The organism is Tersicoccus mangrovi (assembly GCF_036881825.1).
Lineage (GTDB): Bacteria > Actinomycetota > Actinomycetes > Actinomycetales > Micrococcaceae > Tersicoccus > Tersicoccus mangrovi.
Genome location: NZ_JBAJMW010000003.1, coordinates 54865 through 69798 on the forward strand (window position 1 = coordinate 54865; position 14934 = coordinate 69798).

Here is a 14934-nt window from a genome sequence, read left to right on the forward strand (position 1 = left end):
GCTCACGGGGTCGGCCCCCGTCCGTGCCGGGTGACAGCCAGTTCGTCCAGGGCTGCCTGGTCGGCCGCGAGTTCGGCGTGGGCGGTCCGCTCGTCGTGCCGTTCCTCGAGCTTCTCCAGGCCCGCGGTCGCGGTGCGGGCGGCGGTCCACGCGTCCCTCAGGTCGCGCTCGGCCTGCTCGGCGGTCATCGTCGCGGCGTCGAGCTCCGCGAGCAGGGCCACCGTGGAGGACCGGGCGGCGGCGATGGCGCGCAGGCTCGCGACGCTGTCCGGCGTCGTGTCCCCCGCGACGGCGCGCCCGTACAGGTCGTCCCGGCGGGAGCGGGCGGCGCGGTGCTCGGCGGCGGCGGAGCCCCAGCGCGCGGCGGCGGCGTCCTCGTTCAGGCGCCGCAGCCGGAGCAGGCCGGCCAGCCGGAACGGGGCGCTCATGCGGCCACCCCCAGCAGCCCGCACAGGTCGCCGAGACGACGCCAGGCGTCGGCCGGTGCCGTGCTCTCCTCGATCGGCTGGCGCAGGAACCCGTCGATTGCGTCGCGGTGGGCGACGGCGGCGTCGACGAGCGGGTTGCTTCCGGGCTGGTACGCGCCGACGTCGAGCAGGTCCTGGGCGGAGCGGCGGGCCGCGAGCACGCGGCGCAGCCCGGTCGCCAGGGCCTTCTGCCGCGGGTCGGTGACCTTGGACGCGAGGCGGGAGACGGAGCCGAGGGCGTCGACGGACGGGAAGTGGCCGGACACGGCGAGCGCCCGGTCGAGGACCACGTGCCCGTCGAGGATGGACCGGGCCGAGTCCGCGACGGGGTCGTTGTGGTCGTCACCGTCGACGAGCACGGTGTAGATGCCGGTGATGGACCCGGTCGACGCGGTGCCGGCGCGCTCGAGCAGCCGGGCGAGGACGGCGAAGGTCGAGGGCGGGTAGCCGCGGGTCGCGGGCGGTTCGCCGGCGGACAGGCCGATCTCCCGCTGCGCCATGGCGACGCGGGTCAGGGAGTCCATCATGAGCAGCACGTCGGAGCCCTCGTCGCGCAGCGCCTCGGCGATCCGGGTGGCGGTGCCGGCGGCGCGCAGGCGCATCAGGGCCGGCTCGTCGCCGGTCGCGACGACGACGACGGAGCGGGCCAGGCCCTCGGGGCCGAGGTCGTCCTCGAGGAACTCGCGCACCTCGCGGCCACGCTCGCCGACGAGGGCGATGACGGCGACGTCGGCAGCGGTGCCGCGCGCGACCATCGACAGCAGAGACGACTTGCCGACGCCGGAACCGGCGAACAGGCCGAGCCGCTGGCCCCGCCCGACGGTGGTCAGCGTGTCCAGGACACGGACACCGGTGGCGATGGGGTCGGCGATCCGGGCGCGGCCCATCGCGGACGGCGCGGTGTTGGCCCAAGGGACGGTGTGCACGCCGGTCAGCGAGCCGCGGCCGTCGATGGGCCGGCCGAGGCCGTCGATGACGCGGCCGAGCAGGCCCCGGCCGACGGGCACGGTCGAACCGCCGGGACGGCGGCGCACCGGGTCGTCCACGCGGATGCCCTCGAGCGGGCCGAGCGGCATGCAGGTCAGGGTCTGCGCGGCGGCGACGACCTCGACCTCGACGCCGGCGCCCTCACCGACCGCGAGCACGTCGCCGACGGAGCCGGGCAGGCCGGCCACGGTCAGACCGAGGCCGCGCACGGCGGTGACGGCGCCGCGGCGCTCGGGAGCGGCGGCGCGCAGGGCGGCGGCCAGGCGCGCCGGCACGGGGGTGCGGCGGGTCGCGGGGGCGGCGTCGAGCGCGTCGAGGAGGGGCAGGGTCACGATGCTCATGCGACGTCCTCCGCCCGCGGAGCGAGAGGCGCAGAGAGCGGCGCGGAGAGCGCGGCCCGGACCCGCGCGACGGCGGTGCCGAGCCGGGCGTCGAGCGTCCCGGCGGAGTAGTCGGCGAGGGCGTCGCCCGCGGCGACGGCCGGGTCGGCCACGAGGGCCGCGCCGACGGGCACGAGCTCTGCGGCGAGGCCGGCGTCCTGCACGAGCGCGGCGTCGGCGGGGTTCAGGCGCACGCGGACGACGTCGTCGGCGTCGTCGGCCGCGACGGCCCGGGTCAGGGCGGCGCGGGCGGCGGCGAACGGGTCGCGCTGCGTGTGGTCGCCGAGCATCGCCTCGGCCAGGTCGACGACGGCGTCCACGAAGCGGGCGTCCCACTCGGCGAGCACGGGGGCGGTGCGGGCGCGCAGCTGGCCGGCGGCGAGCTGCAGGGCGACGGTCGCGGCCTCGAGCCGGGCGTGGTCGGCCTCGGCCCGGGCGCGCTGCTCGGCCTCGTACCGGTCCTGGCTCAGCCGCGCGGCCACCTCGGCGCTGCGCAGCCCGGCCGCGTAGCCGGCGGCGTGGCCGCGGGTGAAGCCCTCGGTCTGGCCCTGGTCGGCCCCGGGCGCGGAGACGCGCGGGAAGACGACGGGCACGGGCTGGGCCCGGCGCACGGTGGGCGTGTCAGTCGACAAAGTCGTCCTCCCCTCGGCGCAGGGTGATCTCGCCGTCGGCCTCGAGCGCCCGGATGCTGCGGACGACCTCGGCGCGGGCCTGCTCGACCTCGGAGGCGCGCACCGGTCCGGTGGACGCCATCTCCGCCTGCAGGATCTCGCGGTTGCGGTCCGAGACGTTGCAGAGGACGACCTCGACGACGGGGGCGGGCGCGCCCTTCATGGCGCGGGCCAGCAGGGCCGGGTCGAGGCCGCGCAGGATCCGCTGGACGTCGCGGCGTTCGAAGGTCACGAGGTCCTCGAAGGTGAGCATCCGGGCGCGGACCTCCTCGGCGAGCACGGGGTCGCGCTCGTCGAGGCCGTCCAGGACGGCCCGCTCGGTCGCGACGTCGGCCCGGTTGATGATGTTCAGCAGGGGCTGCAGGCCGCCGACGGTGGCCGCGCGGCGCGGCACGCCGGAGGTGCCGACGCGGGCGCGCAGGGTCTCGGCGACGACGCCGATGGCCTCGGGGGTGGCGGTGCCCATGACGGCGATCGCGCGGGCGATCTCGACGGACCGGGACCGGTCCAGACCGGCGAGCACGGCGGAGGCCTGCTGCGGGTCCAGGTGCGCGAGCACGAGCGCGGCCGTCTCCGGCAGTTCCCCGTCGAGCAGGTTGACCAGGTCGCCCGCCTCGATGTCCTCGAGGAACTCGAAGGAACGGCCCGCGGCGGTGGAGGTGACCCGGTCCATCACGCCGGCGGCCCGCTCGGCCCCGAAGGAGGCCTCGAGCAGATCGGCGGCCACACCACGGCCGCCGAGCGGCGTGCGCCGCCCCGACAGGGCGAGATCGTGGAACTCGGCGATGACCGACTCGGCGGTCTCCGAGTCGACCCGGTTCAAGCGCACGATCTCGCCGGCGATCTCCTCGGCCTCGGCCTCGCTGAACTGTGCGAGGACGCGCGCGGCGTTCTCGGCGCTCATCTGCATCAGCACGACGGCGGCCTTCTGGGTGCCGTTGAGGGGGCGCGGCAGCGCGGCGGGCTGGTTCACACCCGGGCCCGATCATCCATCATGCCGCGCAGGTAGTCGGCCGCGACCTTCGGGTCGGCGCCGCCGAGGGCGTCGACCTGGGAGCGGCGCAGCTCGACGTCGGAGTCGATCGGGGTGATCGCCTCGAGCGGGGCCGCCAGCGGGATCGCCGAGGTCATCGGGGCGGGGCCGATCGCCTCGACGGCGGGACCCTCGACGGCGACGGGGCCGTCGACCATCTCCTGCAGCGTCAGCGGGGAGCCGCCGAGTTCGAGGGGCTGGCGCGCGGTGCGGCGGGACCGCAGCCACAGGATGCCGACGATGATCAGGAGCAGGAAGAGGCCGCCGACGCCGAGGAAGATGTTGGTCCACATCTGCTGGTTGGCGCGGGCGTCGGCCTCGGCCTGGGCGGCCTTCAGGGCGGCGTCGGCCTGCTGGGCCGCGCTGGTGCTGAAGGGGACGACCTGCAGGGACAGGGTGTCGCCGCGCTGAGCGTTGATGCCGGCGGCCGCGGACACCAGCTGGTTCAGGGAGGCGACGTTCAGGCCGCCCGCGGCGCTCTGGTTGACGGCCACGGAGACCGACTGGCGCTTGAGGGAGCCGGCCGGGAGGGAGCGCTGCTCGGTGACCTTGTCCACGGCGTTGTTCCGGGTCGTGGAGCTGGACGTGTAGTTGCCGTTGCCGTTGGCCGCGGCGCTCGCACCACCCGAGGCGGTGTTGCCCGGGACCGCGATGTTGTCCGGCCCGAGCACGCCGGTGGAACCGCCGTTGCCGGTGCCCTTGTACGCCTCGGTGGTGGTGGTCTCGCTGAGGGGCTCGGTGCCCTTGGTGGTCGTGAAGGACTCGGTGGTCCGGTCCGCGGACTGGGTCTCGATCTCCGGGGTGACGGCGACGGTCGCGTTGCCCGGCCCGACGACGCGGTCGAGCACCGCCTGCACGGACGCCTGGGTCTGCTTCTGGTAGTCCGAGGCCTGGGCGCCGACCGTGCCCGTGGTCCCGGTGCCGACGGCCGAGAGCACCGCGCCCGTGCTGTCCACGACGGAGACGTTCTTGGGGGTCAGCTTCTCCACGGACGCGCTGGTCAGGTGGACGATCGCCTGCACCTGGTCGGTGCTGACGGTCTGGCCGGGACGGGTCTTGATGAACACCGAGGCCGTGGGATCCGCCGTCTGGGCCGTGAAGACCGTCTGGTCCGGGATGGCCAGCTGCACCGAGGCCGTCTCGACGCCGTCGAGGTGGCTGATGGTCGCCGCGAGCTCGCCCTCGATGGCGCGCTTGTAGGTGACCTTCTGCTGGAACTCCGAGGAGGTCACGCCCATCTTGTCCAGCAGCGAGTATCCGGTGGCCGGGGCCGCGGGCAGGCCGGCGGCCGCGGCCTTGAGCCGCTCGTCGTAGACCTTGTCGTCGGGCACGAGCACGGTCGAGCCGCCGTCGGCGATCTGGTACGGAACGCCGTCCTTGCGCACCTGGTCGACGACGGCGCTCGCGTCGGCGTCCTTCAGGCCGGAGAACAGGGGGCTGTAGGTGGGGCGCGTCAGCCAGCTGGTCAGGGCGATGCCGCCGAGCACGAGCACGGCGATGCCGATCAGGGCGATCGTGCGCTGGCCGATCGTGAACCGGCCCCAGATCGCGGAGAAGCGGCGAGCGAGGTTGCTCAGGGCGGGAGGCATCAGGCCTGCATCCTCATCATCTCGTTGAAGCCGCTGATCGCCTGGTTCCGGACGGTGGCGATGAGCTCCATGGTGGTCTGGGCGCGGGCGGCCGCGATGGTGGCCTTGTGGATGTCGGTGAGGTCACCGGTCACGGCCTGCACGGCGAGGGTGTCGGACGTCGTCTGCTGCTGCTGCACGCCGTCGAGCACACCGGACAGGGTGCCGGCGAAGGCGCTCCCGCTGCCGGACGTGCCGGTGGTCGCGCCCGTGCCCGCGGCGGCGGGCAGGTACCCGGTGCCGGTGACGGCGCCGATCGCCATCTGGCTCATGAGTTCTTCCCGATCTGCAGGGCGGCCTGGTAGGTCTCCTTGGCGCGGTCCACGACCGCGGCGTTCGCCTGGTAGCCGCGCTGGGCCATGATCAGGGACGTCATCTGCTCGTTGAGGTCCACGTCGGGGTACCGGACGTTGCCGTTCGCGTCGGCCAGCGGGTGGTCCGGCTGGTGCACGATGCGGCCCGTGGCGTCGCCCTCGGGGGTGCTGCGGATGTAGACGCCGCTCGTGCCGGCCCCCGCCTGCGCCTCGATGTACCGGGCACGGAACGCGGAGTCGGAGGTGCGGGTGACGGTGTTGACGTTGGCGATGTTGTCGGAGATCGCGTCCAGCCACTTGCGGTGCACGGTCAGGGCGGTGCCGGCGATGCCGATCGCGTCGAAGGTCATGACGCCGTCCTCATCGCGGCGCGCAGCGCGTTGGACTCGTTGCCGATCGCGGAGGACGCGAACTGGTAGCGCAGCACGGTGTCGACGTTGGAGAGGGTCTCGGTGTCGAGGTTGACGTTGTTGCCGTTCAGCTGCGTGGGCTCGAGCGACAGGGACGTCGTGGGGGTGACCTGGCCGCTGCCGGCGTCGACGGAGGCGGCGAGGGCGCTCTCGAAGGACACCCGCTGGGCCCGGTAGTTGGGGGTGTCGACGTTGGCGATGTTGTCCGCAATGGCACGCTGCCGCGCCGCCAGCCCGTCGAGGGCGCTGGCGAGCGCGGTGTTCGTCACGGAATCGAGCACGGCTGTCCTGCCTGTCCTGCAGCAACGACGGCCGATCCGTGGCCGGGAGGTGAGCGATCCGTGCTCACCGGCCACTATCGGCCGTCGTCGCAGAGGCGTTAGCCGTGGTCAGAGGCGTGTTCTGGTCCCTGCTCCGGGCCTTGTTCCGGCGCCTGTTGCCGGGCCGGCGTCAGCCGACGACGTCGATGTACGCGGGCCCGTGCACCGCGGTGTTGGCACGGACCGCATGGACCGCTGCCAGGTGCCGCGCGGTGGCGCCCTTGGCCGCCTCCAGCAGGGCGGCCGTGGCGCGCTGGCGGGTGATCAGGCGCTGCACCCGACCGCCGAGGTACTCGGGGACGGGGCCGAGCCCCGGCGGCGGGACCCAGGGGTCCCGCCGCAGCCCGGACGCGTCGGCACCGGCAGCCACCGATGCCGACGCGCCGGTGGGTGCCGGTCCCCCGACCGGAACCCCCCGTGTGGCCGCCGGTGACCCGGTTCCCCCCAAGCCGGCGGCCGACGGATCCGCGAGCAGTCGGTCCGCCTCGTCGAGCGCGAGCTCGAGCGCATCCAGGACCGCGAGCCAGCGGACGGTGTTGAGCTCCCCGTAGGAGCCCAGTAGATCGGGGAGTGGCTCAGCCAACGCTCCACCCTCCCGCAGCCGGGGCCGGAGCGGCCGGGGCGGGGACGGCGTCGGCCGCGATGTGCCAGCTCTCCTGCAGGGGCGCGAGCAGGGCGATGGCCTCCCGCGTCCGCTCGACATCGCGGCGCACGTTCGCCGTGATGAGGGCGGTGTGCACGTAGGTGTAGATGCCGCGCAGGCCGTCGGCGCCGTCCCACAGGTCCGAGCGCAGGCTCGCGGAGAGCTCGGTGATGATGTCCTGGGCGTGCAGCAGCTCGGTGGAGGCGGCGGCCCACCGCTGCTCGAGCTGCGCGGCCTCGGCGCGACGCAGATCCAGCAGCAGGCGGTCGTAGAGCATGGTCAGCAGGCGGGCGGGGCTGGCGGAGAGCACGGCGTCGCGGGTGTACTGCGCGCGCTGGCGGGCCTGCAGGAGGGTGGTCATCGTCGCGGTCCTTAGTTGGAGCTGGAGCTGGAGCTGTAGCTCGTGGACGGGAGGCTGGAGATCTGGCTGGTGAGCCAGGACTGCTGGCTCTTCAGGGCCCCGAGGGAGCCCTCCATGGCGTTGTAGAGGGACTGCAGGGTCGCCCTGCGGGCGGCCAGGCGGGTGTCCCAGCTGCTGATCTGGTCGGTCAGGTCGGAGTCCTCCGCCTGCCGGCCCTGGATCATGGTGGACAGGCTGCCCGACGCCGGGGAGGACGCGGAGTTCGCTGCGTCGGTCACCCGCGTCGCGAGGGCCGCGAGGGCCGCCTGCGTCCCGGCGGGGTCGGTCGCCAGGGCGGAGCGCAGCGTGTCCTCGTTGAAGGTGAACGTCCCGTCCTTGTTCAGCTCGATACCCCACGTGGCCGGGGACTTCCCGTTGATCGGCTGGTATGCGGCGGCCCCGATCTGGTCGCTGACCATCGAGACCGTCGAGTTACCGGTGAACACCCCCGACGTCACGCTGCTCGTGCCGGTGGTCGAGGTGGTGGTGACGCTGCTCTTGGACGAGATCGCGGAGAGCACGCCGTTGACGGCGTCCACCAGGGCGGACGTCCGCTTGACGACGCCGTCCTTGTCCAGGCCCACGGAGATCGTCACCGGGCTGTCCGGCACGGTCGTCGCGGTCACGTCCACCCCGGGCAGCACCCCGGTGAACGTGTTGGTCGAGGAGGTGATGACCTGTTCGGCCGCGGTACCGGCATAGAGCCGCGCCGAGGCGTCCTGGGCGGTGCTGACGACGGCGGCCCCGGACTCGCCCATCAGATCGGTCGCGGTGCCGGCGGTGACGTCGGCGGCCGTGCCCCGGTAGACGGTGAAGCCGCCGGCGGCACCGGAGGTCGTCGCGCTGAACTGCAGCCGGTACTGGGCCGTTCCGTCCGCCGCGGTGCCGGCCTTGACCTTGACCGCGGTGGCCGGGCCACCGGAGGCGTTGACCGCGTCGACGACGTCCTGCAGGGACGTCGAGGCGGGGGTGATCTCCGTGGTCCTGCCGGTGGCGTCGACGAGCGTGAGCGTGGCGACCGAGCCGTCCGCGTTGGTGGGCCAGGCGGTCATCGTCCCGGTCACGTCGACCTGGCTCTGGGCGAGTCGGTCGATGGTCAGGGCGAAGGTGCCGGCGGGCGCGCCCGTGGCGGCGGTGGCCGTCACCGAGGGGGCCGACGTCGTGGCGGTGAGCGCCGAGGTGGCGGTGGGGCCGCCGAGCGTGCGCCCGGTGTCCGCGAGCGCGGCGACCTTGGTGTTGAGCTGCTGCAGCGCCGAGATGAGGGTCTGGCCGGTCTGCTGGCGCAACTGGAGCTGCTGCTGCGGCAGCTGCTCCACCTTCATCAGGGAGTTGATCAGCGACGTCGTGTCCAGTCCACTGGCGAGTCCGTCGATCGAGGCCATGGTTCCTCCGTAGCCGAGGGGTCGTACCGTCCCCGGTCACCGGGGCCTGCGTGGCCCGGGGGCGGCGGCGGTCGGCGCACTGTCGCGCCGGCCACCGCCGTCCCGGGTCACCGGGGCCGCCCCTGCGGGCGGCCCGGCTATCAGCCGAGGAGCTTCAGGACGCCCTGGCCGGACTGGTTGGCCTGGGCCAGCATGGCGGTACCGGCCTGCGCGATGATGGAGTCCTTGGTGTAGGTCACCATCTCGGCCGCCATGTCGGTGTCCGTGATGTGCGACTGGGCCGCCGACAGGTTCTGCGCGGTCACGTTCAGCGAGTTGATCGCGTGCTGGAACCGGTTGGAGACCGCGCCGAGGGAGGCGCGCGCCGTCGAGACGTCCTTGATCGCGGCGTCGACCGTGGAGATGGTGGTCAGCGCGGCGGAGGAGCTGGCGAACCCGTCGGTGGTGACGATGGAGGTCTTCAGGTTCGTCGCCAGGCTCTTGATGTCGGCGCCGGTCATGCTGCCCAGGTCGACGGTGATCTGGTCGTTCGCGGTCGAGCCGGCACCCACCTGGAAGGTGAGCTTGCCGTCGTTGGCGGGACCCGAGGTGGCGCCCTGCAGCAGGTTGATCCCGTTGAAGTTGGTGTTGTCGGCGAGCCGACCCAGCTCGTCGACGAGACCGGTGACCTCGGTGGTGATCGCCTTGCGGGAGTCCGCGTTGTTCGAGTCGTTGCCGGCCTGCACCGCGAGGTCGCGGACACGCTGCAGGATGGAGTGCACCTCGTTGAGGGCGCCTTCCGCGGTCTGGACCACGTTGACGCCGTCCTGGGCGTTGCGGGCGGCGATGTTGTTGCCGTTGACCTGCGAACGCAGGCCCTCGGAGATCGCCAGGCCGGCCGCGTCGTCGGACGCCGTGTTGATGCGCAGGCCGCTGGAGAGCTTCGCCATCGACTTGGACATATCCGTCTGCGTCTTGGACAGGTTCAGGTAGGCGTTGTTGGCGGCCAGGTTGGTGTTGATGGTCATAGCCATGGTGGTTCATCCTCCGTGATTGGTGTTCGTGTACTGCCTGAGCCCGTCCGTGGGCTCGCAATCAGACCTATCGGCACCGGTCACGGGGTGGTTAGGCGCGGCGTCGAGAAGTTCTCCGCCGGCCCGTCCTGCCTGGACACGAGCCGATGCGACGCCGATGAGAGAACACATCCGGGCCTGGAGGCGTAGAACTGTCAGCAGACTTACTCATCGTTCTCAGGGAGGTCACCATGGCGAGCACAGCCCAGGAAACCGACGCGACCCCGTCGACCCTCGCGGGCGCGAGCGCCGTACCGCGCCGTCTGCTCTGGCAGGACGACTACGGCCGGGTCGCCACCCGGGCCGGCCAGACGCTGCTGATCGTCGGCCTGATCGCCGTGATCGTCTGGGCGATCACCCGGGTGCCCCTGGCACTCATCCCCGTGATCCTCGCCCTGATCCTGGCGTCGGCGATCACGCCGCTGGTCGGCTGGCTGTCCCGGCACCGGTGGCCCCGGTGGCTCGCGGTGCTCTCGTCCTTCGTGCTCATCCTGGCCATCTTCGCCGGCGTCATCACCGCCGTCGTCGAACTCGTGCGCGCCCAGTGGCGGGGTCTGGAGTCGAACGCGGTGAGCAGCGTCGACCGACTCCACGCCTTCCTCACCGGCCCACTCGGGCTGACCGATCAGCAGATCGAGGACACACGGCAGCAGGTGACGCACTTCTTCTCGAGCGGGGCGGTCGGCAGCGAGGCCCTCACCGGGGTGCGGGCGGTCGGCGAGGTGGCCGCCGGTGGGGTGCTGATGGCGGTCATCCTCTTCTTCTTCCTCAAGGACGGCGGGAAGATCAGGGCCTTCCTGTTCGGGTTCCTGCCCGAGCCCCAGCGGGACAAGGCCCATCGCGCGGCGGAACTGAGCACGCACGTGCTCGGCGGTTACGTGCGCGGTACCGCGATCATCGCCGCCATCGACGCCATCATCGTGTGCGCGGCCCTGCTGATCCTGCGGGTTCCCCTCGCCGTGCCCCTGGCCGTCTTCGTCTTCATCGGCGGGTTCATCCCGATCGTCGGCGCCACCGCCGCCGGTGTCCTCGCCGTCGTGGTGGCCCTCGCCTTCAACGGCCCGGTGCCGGCGCTGATCGTCCTCGTGGTGCTCGTCGGGGCGAATCAGCTCGAGCACCACGTGCTCCAGCCCGTCCTGATGGGCAAGGTCCTGCACATCCACGGCCTGGCCATCCTGTTGTCCCTGACGGTGGGCGCCTTCCTGGCCGGCATCGTCGGCGCGCTGCTGGCCGTGCCCGTGGCCGCGGTCAGCTGGACCGTGTACAAGGTGTGGGCCGGCCGGGACACGCCCGGCCCTCAGCCGATCGACCCCGCCCAGCCCGGAGCGGTCGTCTGACCCGACCGGGCACCGCCCTCAGCCGGCGAGCAGGGCCTCGATCTGCTCGACGACGAGGTCGGGCCGGGTGATGAAGGGGTGGTGTCCCGTGGGCAGGTCGGCCGAGCGGGTCGCGCGGCGGGCGTGCTCCCGCTGCAACCCGACGGTGGTGCTGCGGTCCTCGGTGCACACGAGGTAGCTGGAGTCGACGTCGACCCATCCGGCGGCCGTCGTCGGCGTGACGAAGGCACCCGCCGCCTGGGCCGTGACGCGGCTGAACGCCTCCTGCTGGGTGCGGGCGTCGGCGTCCTGGAGGAACCGCTGTCCGAACGAGGCCGCGTCGTACCCGGCGATCTGCAGGAGCCCGTCCCCCGCGTCGCCGACCGCCACCGGGTCGGGCTCGTCCCCCATGATGGCGGCCTGCGCCTGCCCGATCTCGGACAGGTACGAGGACACGTACACCAGGTGGGACACGGCGGGGTGCCGCCCGGCCTCGGCGATGACCGTGCCGCCGTAGGAGTGGCCGACCACGATCGCCTCGTCGAGGGTGTCGAGCTCGCGGCGCAGCGCGGCCGCGTCGGCCACCAGCCCTCCCGCGGCCTCGCCCGGGGTCGTCTCGCCGCACGAGGGCAGGGCCAGGGCGCGGCTGCGGATGCCGGTGCGCTGCTCGAGCAGCTCGCCGGTCGGCCGCCACCACCAGACGCCGTCCCGGACCAGGGCACCGTGCACGAAGATCAGTTCCACCTGCGTTCCTTTCCGGACATTCCTGTTCCTCCTGGTCGGGCGACCATCTCCGTCGATTCTGCTGCGCGGATCCGTCGCGGAGGGCGTTCCGCGACGGATTCCGCCGACGCCGAGAGCGAACGGCCGGCCGGGGGCGCCCGACTCCCGTTGCCTTCTCCCCGTCGCCGTCGCCGCCCTCATTGCCGCAGCTGAACCTCCTTACCCATCGGCGAGCAATGCCAATAGAGAGGGGTACGGCGTCGAGCACACGGCGCCGGTCGGCCCGAGCGATCGGCCGACCATTGAGGCCTCCGCGGACGTCACCGGGTGGCCGATCACGAAGGAGTAGCCCGGGCATGTCGTTCACCGACCTGTCAGCCCAGCTGTGGCGCGAGCGCGAACTGCTGGACACGCTGACCTTCCGCCTCGAGGTGGAGCAGCTGCTGCTGACCGCGGGCCGGACCCGGCGCCTGCCGCAGGCGACCGCGGAGGTGGAGCAGGTCGTCGACCAGCTCGCCGTCGCCGGGCTGGAGCGGACCGTGATGGTCGCGGCGCTGGCCCAGGAGTGGGGCACGCCCGCTGACGTCACCCTGCGGGAGCTGGCCGAGGCCGCCCCCGACGGCGCGTGGCAGGACATCCTGGCCTCCCACCTGGCCGCCATGGTCGAGCAGACCGCCGCGATCCGGTCGCTGCGGGACGCCAACGACCAGTTCCTGCGGGCCGCCTCCCGCGCCACCGAGGAGACGATGGCGACCCTGACCCCGTCGTCGCGCACGTACGACGCCACCGGCTCCGCGGCTCCCTCGTCGCTGTCCCGGTTCCTCGACCAGACCCTCTGAGCACCCGAAAGGCACCATGAGCAGCTTCGCGGGACTCCAGCTCGCCCAGCGCGGACTCAACGCCGCCCAGCAGGCGCTGGCGATCACGGGTCAGAACATCACCAATGTGTCGACGCCCGGCTACACCCGGCAGCGGGTCGAGCAGGCCGCCGTCGCGCCGACCGCCGCCACCTTCGGCACCCTCGCTTCCCCCGTCGGCTCCGGCGTCGCCGTGACCGGCATCAGCCGGCTCGGCGACGCGCTGCTGGACACCGGGGTGCGCACCAGTGCCGCCGCGGCCGGGTACGCCGACGTCCGCGCCACCACGTACAGCTCGCTCGAGGACGCGTACGGAGAACCGGGGACGACGGCGATCTCCGGCCGGCTCTCCGCGTTCTGGTCCGCCTGGGGCGACTTCTCCAACAACCCGGACCAGCCCGGGGTCGGCGCGACCGTGCTGCAGACCGGCAGGGATCTCGGTGACGCCCTCTCTACCGCCCGCGCCGCCGTCACCACCCAGTGGCAGGACCGGCGCGCCGACGTCGACACGATGACCACGCAGGTCAACGACACCGCCGCCCGCATCGCCGACCTCAACCGGGCGATCAACACCACCACCGCCACGGGCGGCAACGCGAGCGAACTGATGGACGAGCGGGCGCGGCTGGCGGAGGACCTCGCGTCGACCGCCGGGGCCACCGCCCGGGTCGAGGCCGACGGCGGGATGACCGTGCGGCTGAACGGCACCTGGCTGGTCAGCGGCACGTCCGCCCGCACCCTGACCGTCACCGGGCCGACCGACCCGTCCGCCGGCGGCACCGTCGGCGTCGCCTGGCAGGACGCGCCCGGCACCCCGGTCGCCCTCACCGGGGGCCGGCTCGCCGCGACGCTGGGCGTGCTCGCCCCCGCCGACGGCAACGGCACCGGCGGCGCGATCGCCGAGGCCGCCGCGACCCTCGACGGGCTCGCCACAACGATCGCCGATGCCGTCAACGCCGCCCACCGGGCCGGCACGACGAGCAGCGGCGCCCCCGCCGGCGACTTCTTCGCCCTCACCCCCGGCCGGCCGGCCGCCGCGGCGCTGACGGTGGTCCCCACCGACCCGTCGGGCCTGGCGAGCGGGGCCGCGGGCAGCGGGCCGCTCGGCGGCGCGGGAGCGGACGCCGTCGCCCGCGTGGGCAGCGGCGCGAACGCCCCCGACCGGCAGTGGGCCACCGCTGTCGCCTCCCTCGGGGCCGCTGCCCGATCCGCGACCGGGCAGCAGACCATCACCGCCGCCTCGGCCACCGCCGCCAAGACCGCGCAGACCTCGTCGTCCTCCGTCAGCCTGGACGAGGAGAACGTCTCCCTGCTCGCCGCGCAGCATGCCTACCAGGCGGCCGCACGCGTGCTGACGACGATCGACCAGACCCTCGACACCCTCATCAACCACACCGGGACCGTAGGACTCTGATGACCTTCCGCATCACCACCCAGACCATGGCCGCGGCCGCGAGCCGGAATCTCGCCGCCGCGCAGACCCGGCTCGCCGGCGCGCAGGAGACGGCCACGTCGCTGCGCCGCATCACCCGGCCCTCCGACGACCCCGCCGGTGCCGCGCAGGCGATGCGGGTGCGCGCCGACGCCGCCGCGAACGCACAGTACTCGCGCAACATCGACAACGGCACCGCGTGGCTGACCAGCGTCGACTCGGCCCTCGGCGACGCCACGGACCGGCTCATCGCCGCCCGGGACCAGGTGCAGCAGTCCCTCAACGACGCCCGCACCCCCGCCGACCGTGCCGCGATCGCGCAGGTGATCGACGGACTACGGGCGGACCTGCTGGCGACCGCGAACACCACCCACCAGGGCCGCAACATCTTCGCCGCCACGGCCGACGCCCCGGTCGCCTTCGCCGACGGCAACCCGCCGACCTACACCGGCGTCGCCGGCGACACGGTGCAGCGCCGGTACGGCCCGGACCAGACGGTGCGGGTGGACGCCGACGGCGCCGCCGTCTTCGGCACCGGCACCAGCTCCGTCTTCGGTCTGCTCGACTCCATCTCCGCCGAGCTGCGCGCCGGCGGCACCGGTGCCGGTCGCCTCGCCCAACTCGACACCGCCATCACGACCGTCACCACCGCCCGCGCGGACGCCGGCGCCAGGCTGTCCAGCCTCACCGCCGCGAAGGATGCCAACGCGACGGCCAAGGTCGCCCTCGAGGCCAACCGATCCGCGATCGAGGACGTCGACCTCGGCACCGCCGTCCTCGACCTGCAGGTGCAGCAGACCAGCTACCAGGCCGCGCTCGCCGTGACCGCGAAGACCCTGCAGCCGACGCTGATGGATTTCCTGCGCTGATCCTCGGTCTTCTGCGACGATGATGGACCTGGTGTGATGACGACGAACCA

At 73.3% G+C, this 14934-nt stretch carries 17 protein-coding genes; 4 read left to right on the forward strand and 13 right to left on the reverse strand.

Annotated elements, in window-relative coordinates; genetic code table 11:
* Positions 1-2: 2 nt before the first annotated feature.
* The 12 genes from V6N00_RS06370 to V6N00_RS06425 all read right to left on the reverse strand — a co-directional run bounded on the left by V6N00_RS06370 (position 3) and on the right by V6N00_RS06425 (position 9648).
* Positions 3-428: a flagellar FliJ family protein gene (locus tag V6N00_RS06370; RefSeq protein ID WP_334231247.1), complete on the reverse strand. Its 426-nt coding sequence runs from the start codon at positions 426-428 to the stop codon at positions 3-5.
* Positions 425-1795 carry a FliI/YscN family ATPase gene (locus V6N00_RS06375; RefSeq protein WP_334231248.1) on the reverse strand — a complete coding sequence of 457 codons (1371 nt, stop codon included), beginning with the start codon at positions 1793-1795 and terminating at the stop codon, positions 425-427. Before V6N00_RS06375 ends, V6N00_RS06370 begins: the two co-directional genes overlap by 4 nt.
* The gene (locus tag V6N00_RS06380; protein WP_334231249.1) at positions 1792-2466 is read right to left on the reverse strand and encodes a FliH/SctL family protein; all 675 of its coding nucleotides are present in this window, start codon (positions 2464-2466) and stop codon (positions 1792-1794) included. The genes V6N00_RS06375 and V6N00_RS06380 overlap by 4 nt, the downstream gene beginning before the upstream one ends.
* On the reverse strand, positions 2456-3478 hold the full coding sequence (fliG, locus tag V6N00_RS06385; protein WP_334231250.1) for a flagellar motor switch protein FliG: 1023 nt from the start codon (positions 3476-3478) through the stop codon (positions 2456-2458). Before fliG ends, V6N00_RS06380 begins: the two co-directional genes overlap by 11 nt.
* A complete protein-coding gene (gene fliF, locus V6N00_RS06390; protein ID WP_334231251.1) occupies positions 3475-5127 on the reverse strand; it encodes a flagellar basal-body MS-ring/collar protein FliF in 1653 nt (550 codons plus the stop codon). The genes fliG and fliF overlap by 4 nt, the downstream gene beginning before the upstream one ends.
* Positions 5127-5438 carry a flagellar hook-basal body complex protein FliE gene (fliE, locus tag V6N00_RS06395; protein ID WP_334231252.1) on the reverse strand — a complete coding sequence of 104 codons (312 nt, stop codon included), beginning with the start codon at positions 5436-5438 and terminating at the stop codon, positions 5127-5129. Before fliE ends, fliF begins: the two co-directional genes overlap by 1 nt.
* Positions 5435-5830, reverse strand: a complete 396-nt coding sequence (locus tag V6N00_RS06400) for a flagellar basal body rod protein FlgC (RefSeq protein ID WP_334231253.1) — start codon at positions 5828-5830, stop codon at positions 5435-5437. The genes fliE and V6N00_RS06400 overlap by 4 nt, the downstream gene beginning before the upstream one ends.
* Positions 5827-6171, reverse strand: a complete 345-nt coding sequence (locus V6N00_RS06405; RefSeq protein WP_334231254.1) for a flagellar basal body rod protein FlgB — start codon at positions 6169-6171, stop codon at positions 5827-5829. Before V6N00_RS06405 ends, V6N00_RS06400 begins: the two co-directional genes overlap by 4 nt.
* 169 nt (positions 6172-6340) lie before the next feature.
* Positions 6341-6793, reverse strand: a complete 453-nt coding sequence (locus V6N00_RS06410; protein WP_334231255.1) for a hypothetical protein — start codon at positions 6791-6793, stop codon at positions 6341-6343.
* Positions 6786-7214, reverse strand: coding sequence for a flagellar export chaperone FliS (gene fliS / locus V6N00_RS06415; protein WP_334231256.1), 429 nt, complete (start codon positions 7212-7214; stop codon positions 6786-6788). Before fliS ends, V6N00_RS06410 begins: the two co-directional genes overlap by 8 nt.
* An 11-nt stretch (positions 7215-7225) precedes the next feature.
* Positions 7226-8635: a flagellar filament capping protein FliD gene (gene fliD / locus V6N00_RS06420; protein ID WP_334231257.1), complete on the reverse strand. Its 1410-nt coding sequence runs from the start codon at positions 8633-8635 to the stop codon at positions 7226-7228.
* Between the two features lie 140 nt (positions 8636-8775).
* Positions 8776-9648 (reverse strand): flagellin N-terminal helical domain-containing protein, encoded by an 873-nt coding sequence (locus V6N00_RS06425; RefSeq protein ID WP_334231258.1) that lies wholly within the window; start codon positions 9646-9648, stop codon positions 8776-8778.
* Positions 9649-9878: 230 nt separating this feature from the next.
* On the opposite strand from V6N00_RS06425, the gene V6N00_RS06430 reads away from it, so the two are divergent.
* Complete coding sequence (locus tag V6N00_RS06430) at positions 9879-11024, forward strand: AI-2E family transporter (protein ID WP_334231259.1); 1146 nt, start codon at positions 9879-9881, stop codon at positions 11022-11024.
* A gap of 18 nt (positions 11025-11042) precedes the next feature.
* Here the strand turns inward: V6N00_RS06430 and V6N00_RS06435 are convergent, their stop codons facing one another.
* On the reverse strand, positions 11043-11747 hold the full coding sequence (locus V6N00_RS06435; protein ID WP_334231260.1) for an alpha/beta fold hydrolase: 705 nt from the start codon (positions 11745-11747) through the stop codon (positions 11043-11045).
* Positions 11748-12082: 335 nt separating this feature from the next.
* On the opposite strand from V6N00_RS06435, the gene V6N00_RS06440 reads away from it, so the two are divergent.
* Genes V6N00_RS06440 through V6N00_RS06450 form a run of 3 tightly spaced genes read left to right on the forward strand, consistent with a single transcriptional unit; the run spans position 12083 to position 14884 of the window.
* Entirely contained in the window at positions 12083-12565 is a 483-nt protein-coding gene (locus V6N00_RS06440; protein WP_334231261.1) for a flagellar protein FlgN, read from the forward strand.
* A gap of 16 nt (positions 12566-12581) precedes the next feature.
* Entirely contained in the window at positions 12582-13997 is a 1416-nt protein-coding gene (gene flgK / locus V6N00_RS06445; RefSeq protein WP_334231262.1) for a flagellar hook-associated protein FlgK, read from the forward strand.
* On the forward strand, positions 13997-14884 hold the full coding sequence (locus tag V6N00_RS06450; protein ID WP_334231263.1) for a flagellin N-terminal helical domain-containing protein: 888 nt from the start codon (positions 13997-13999) through the stop codon (positions 14882-14884). Before flgK ends, V6N00_RS06450 begins: the two co-directional genes overlap by 1 nt.
* The last annotated feature ends 50 nt before the right edge of the window (positions 14885-14934 follow it).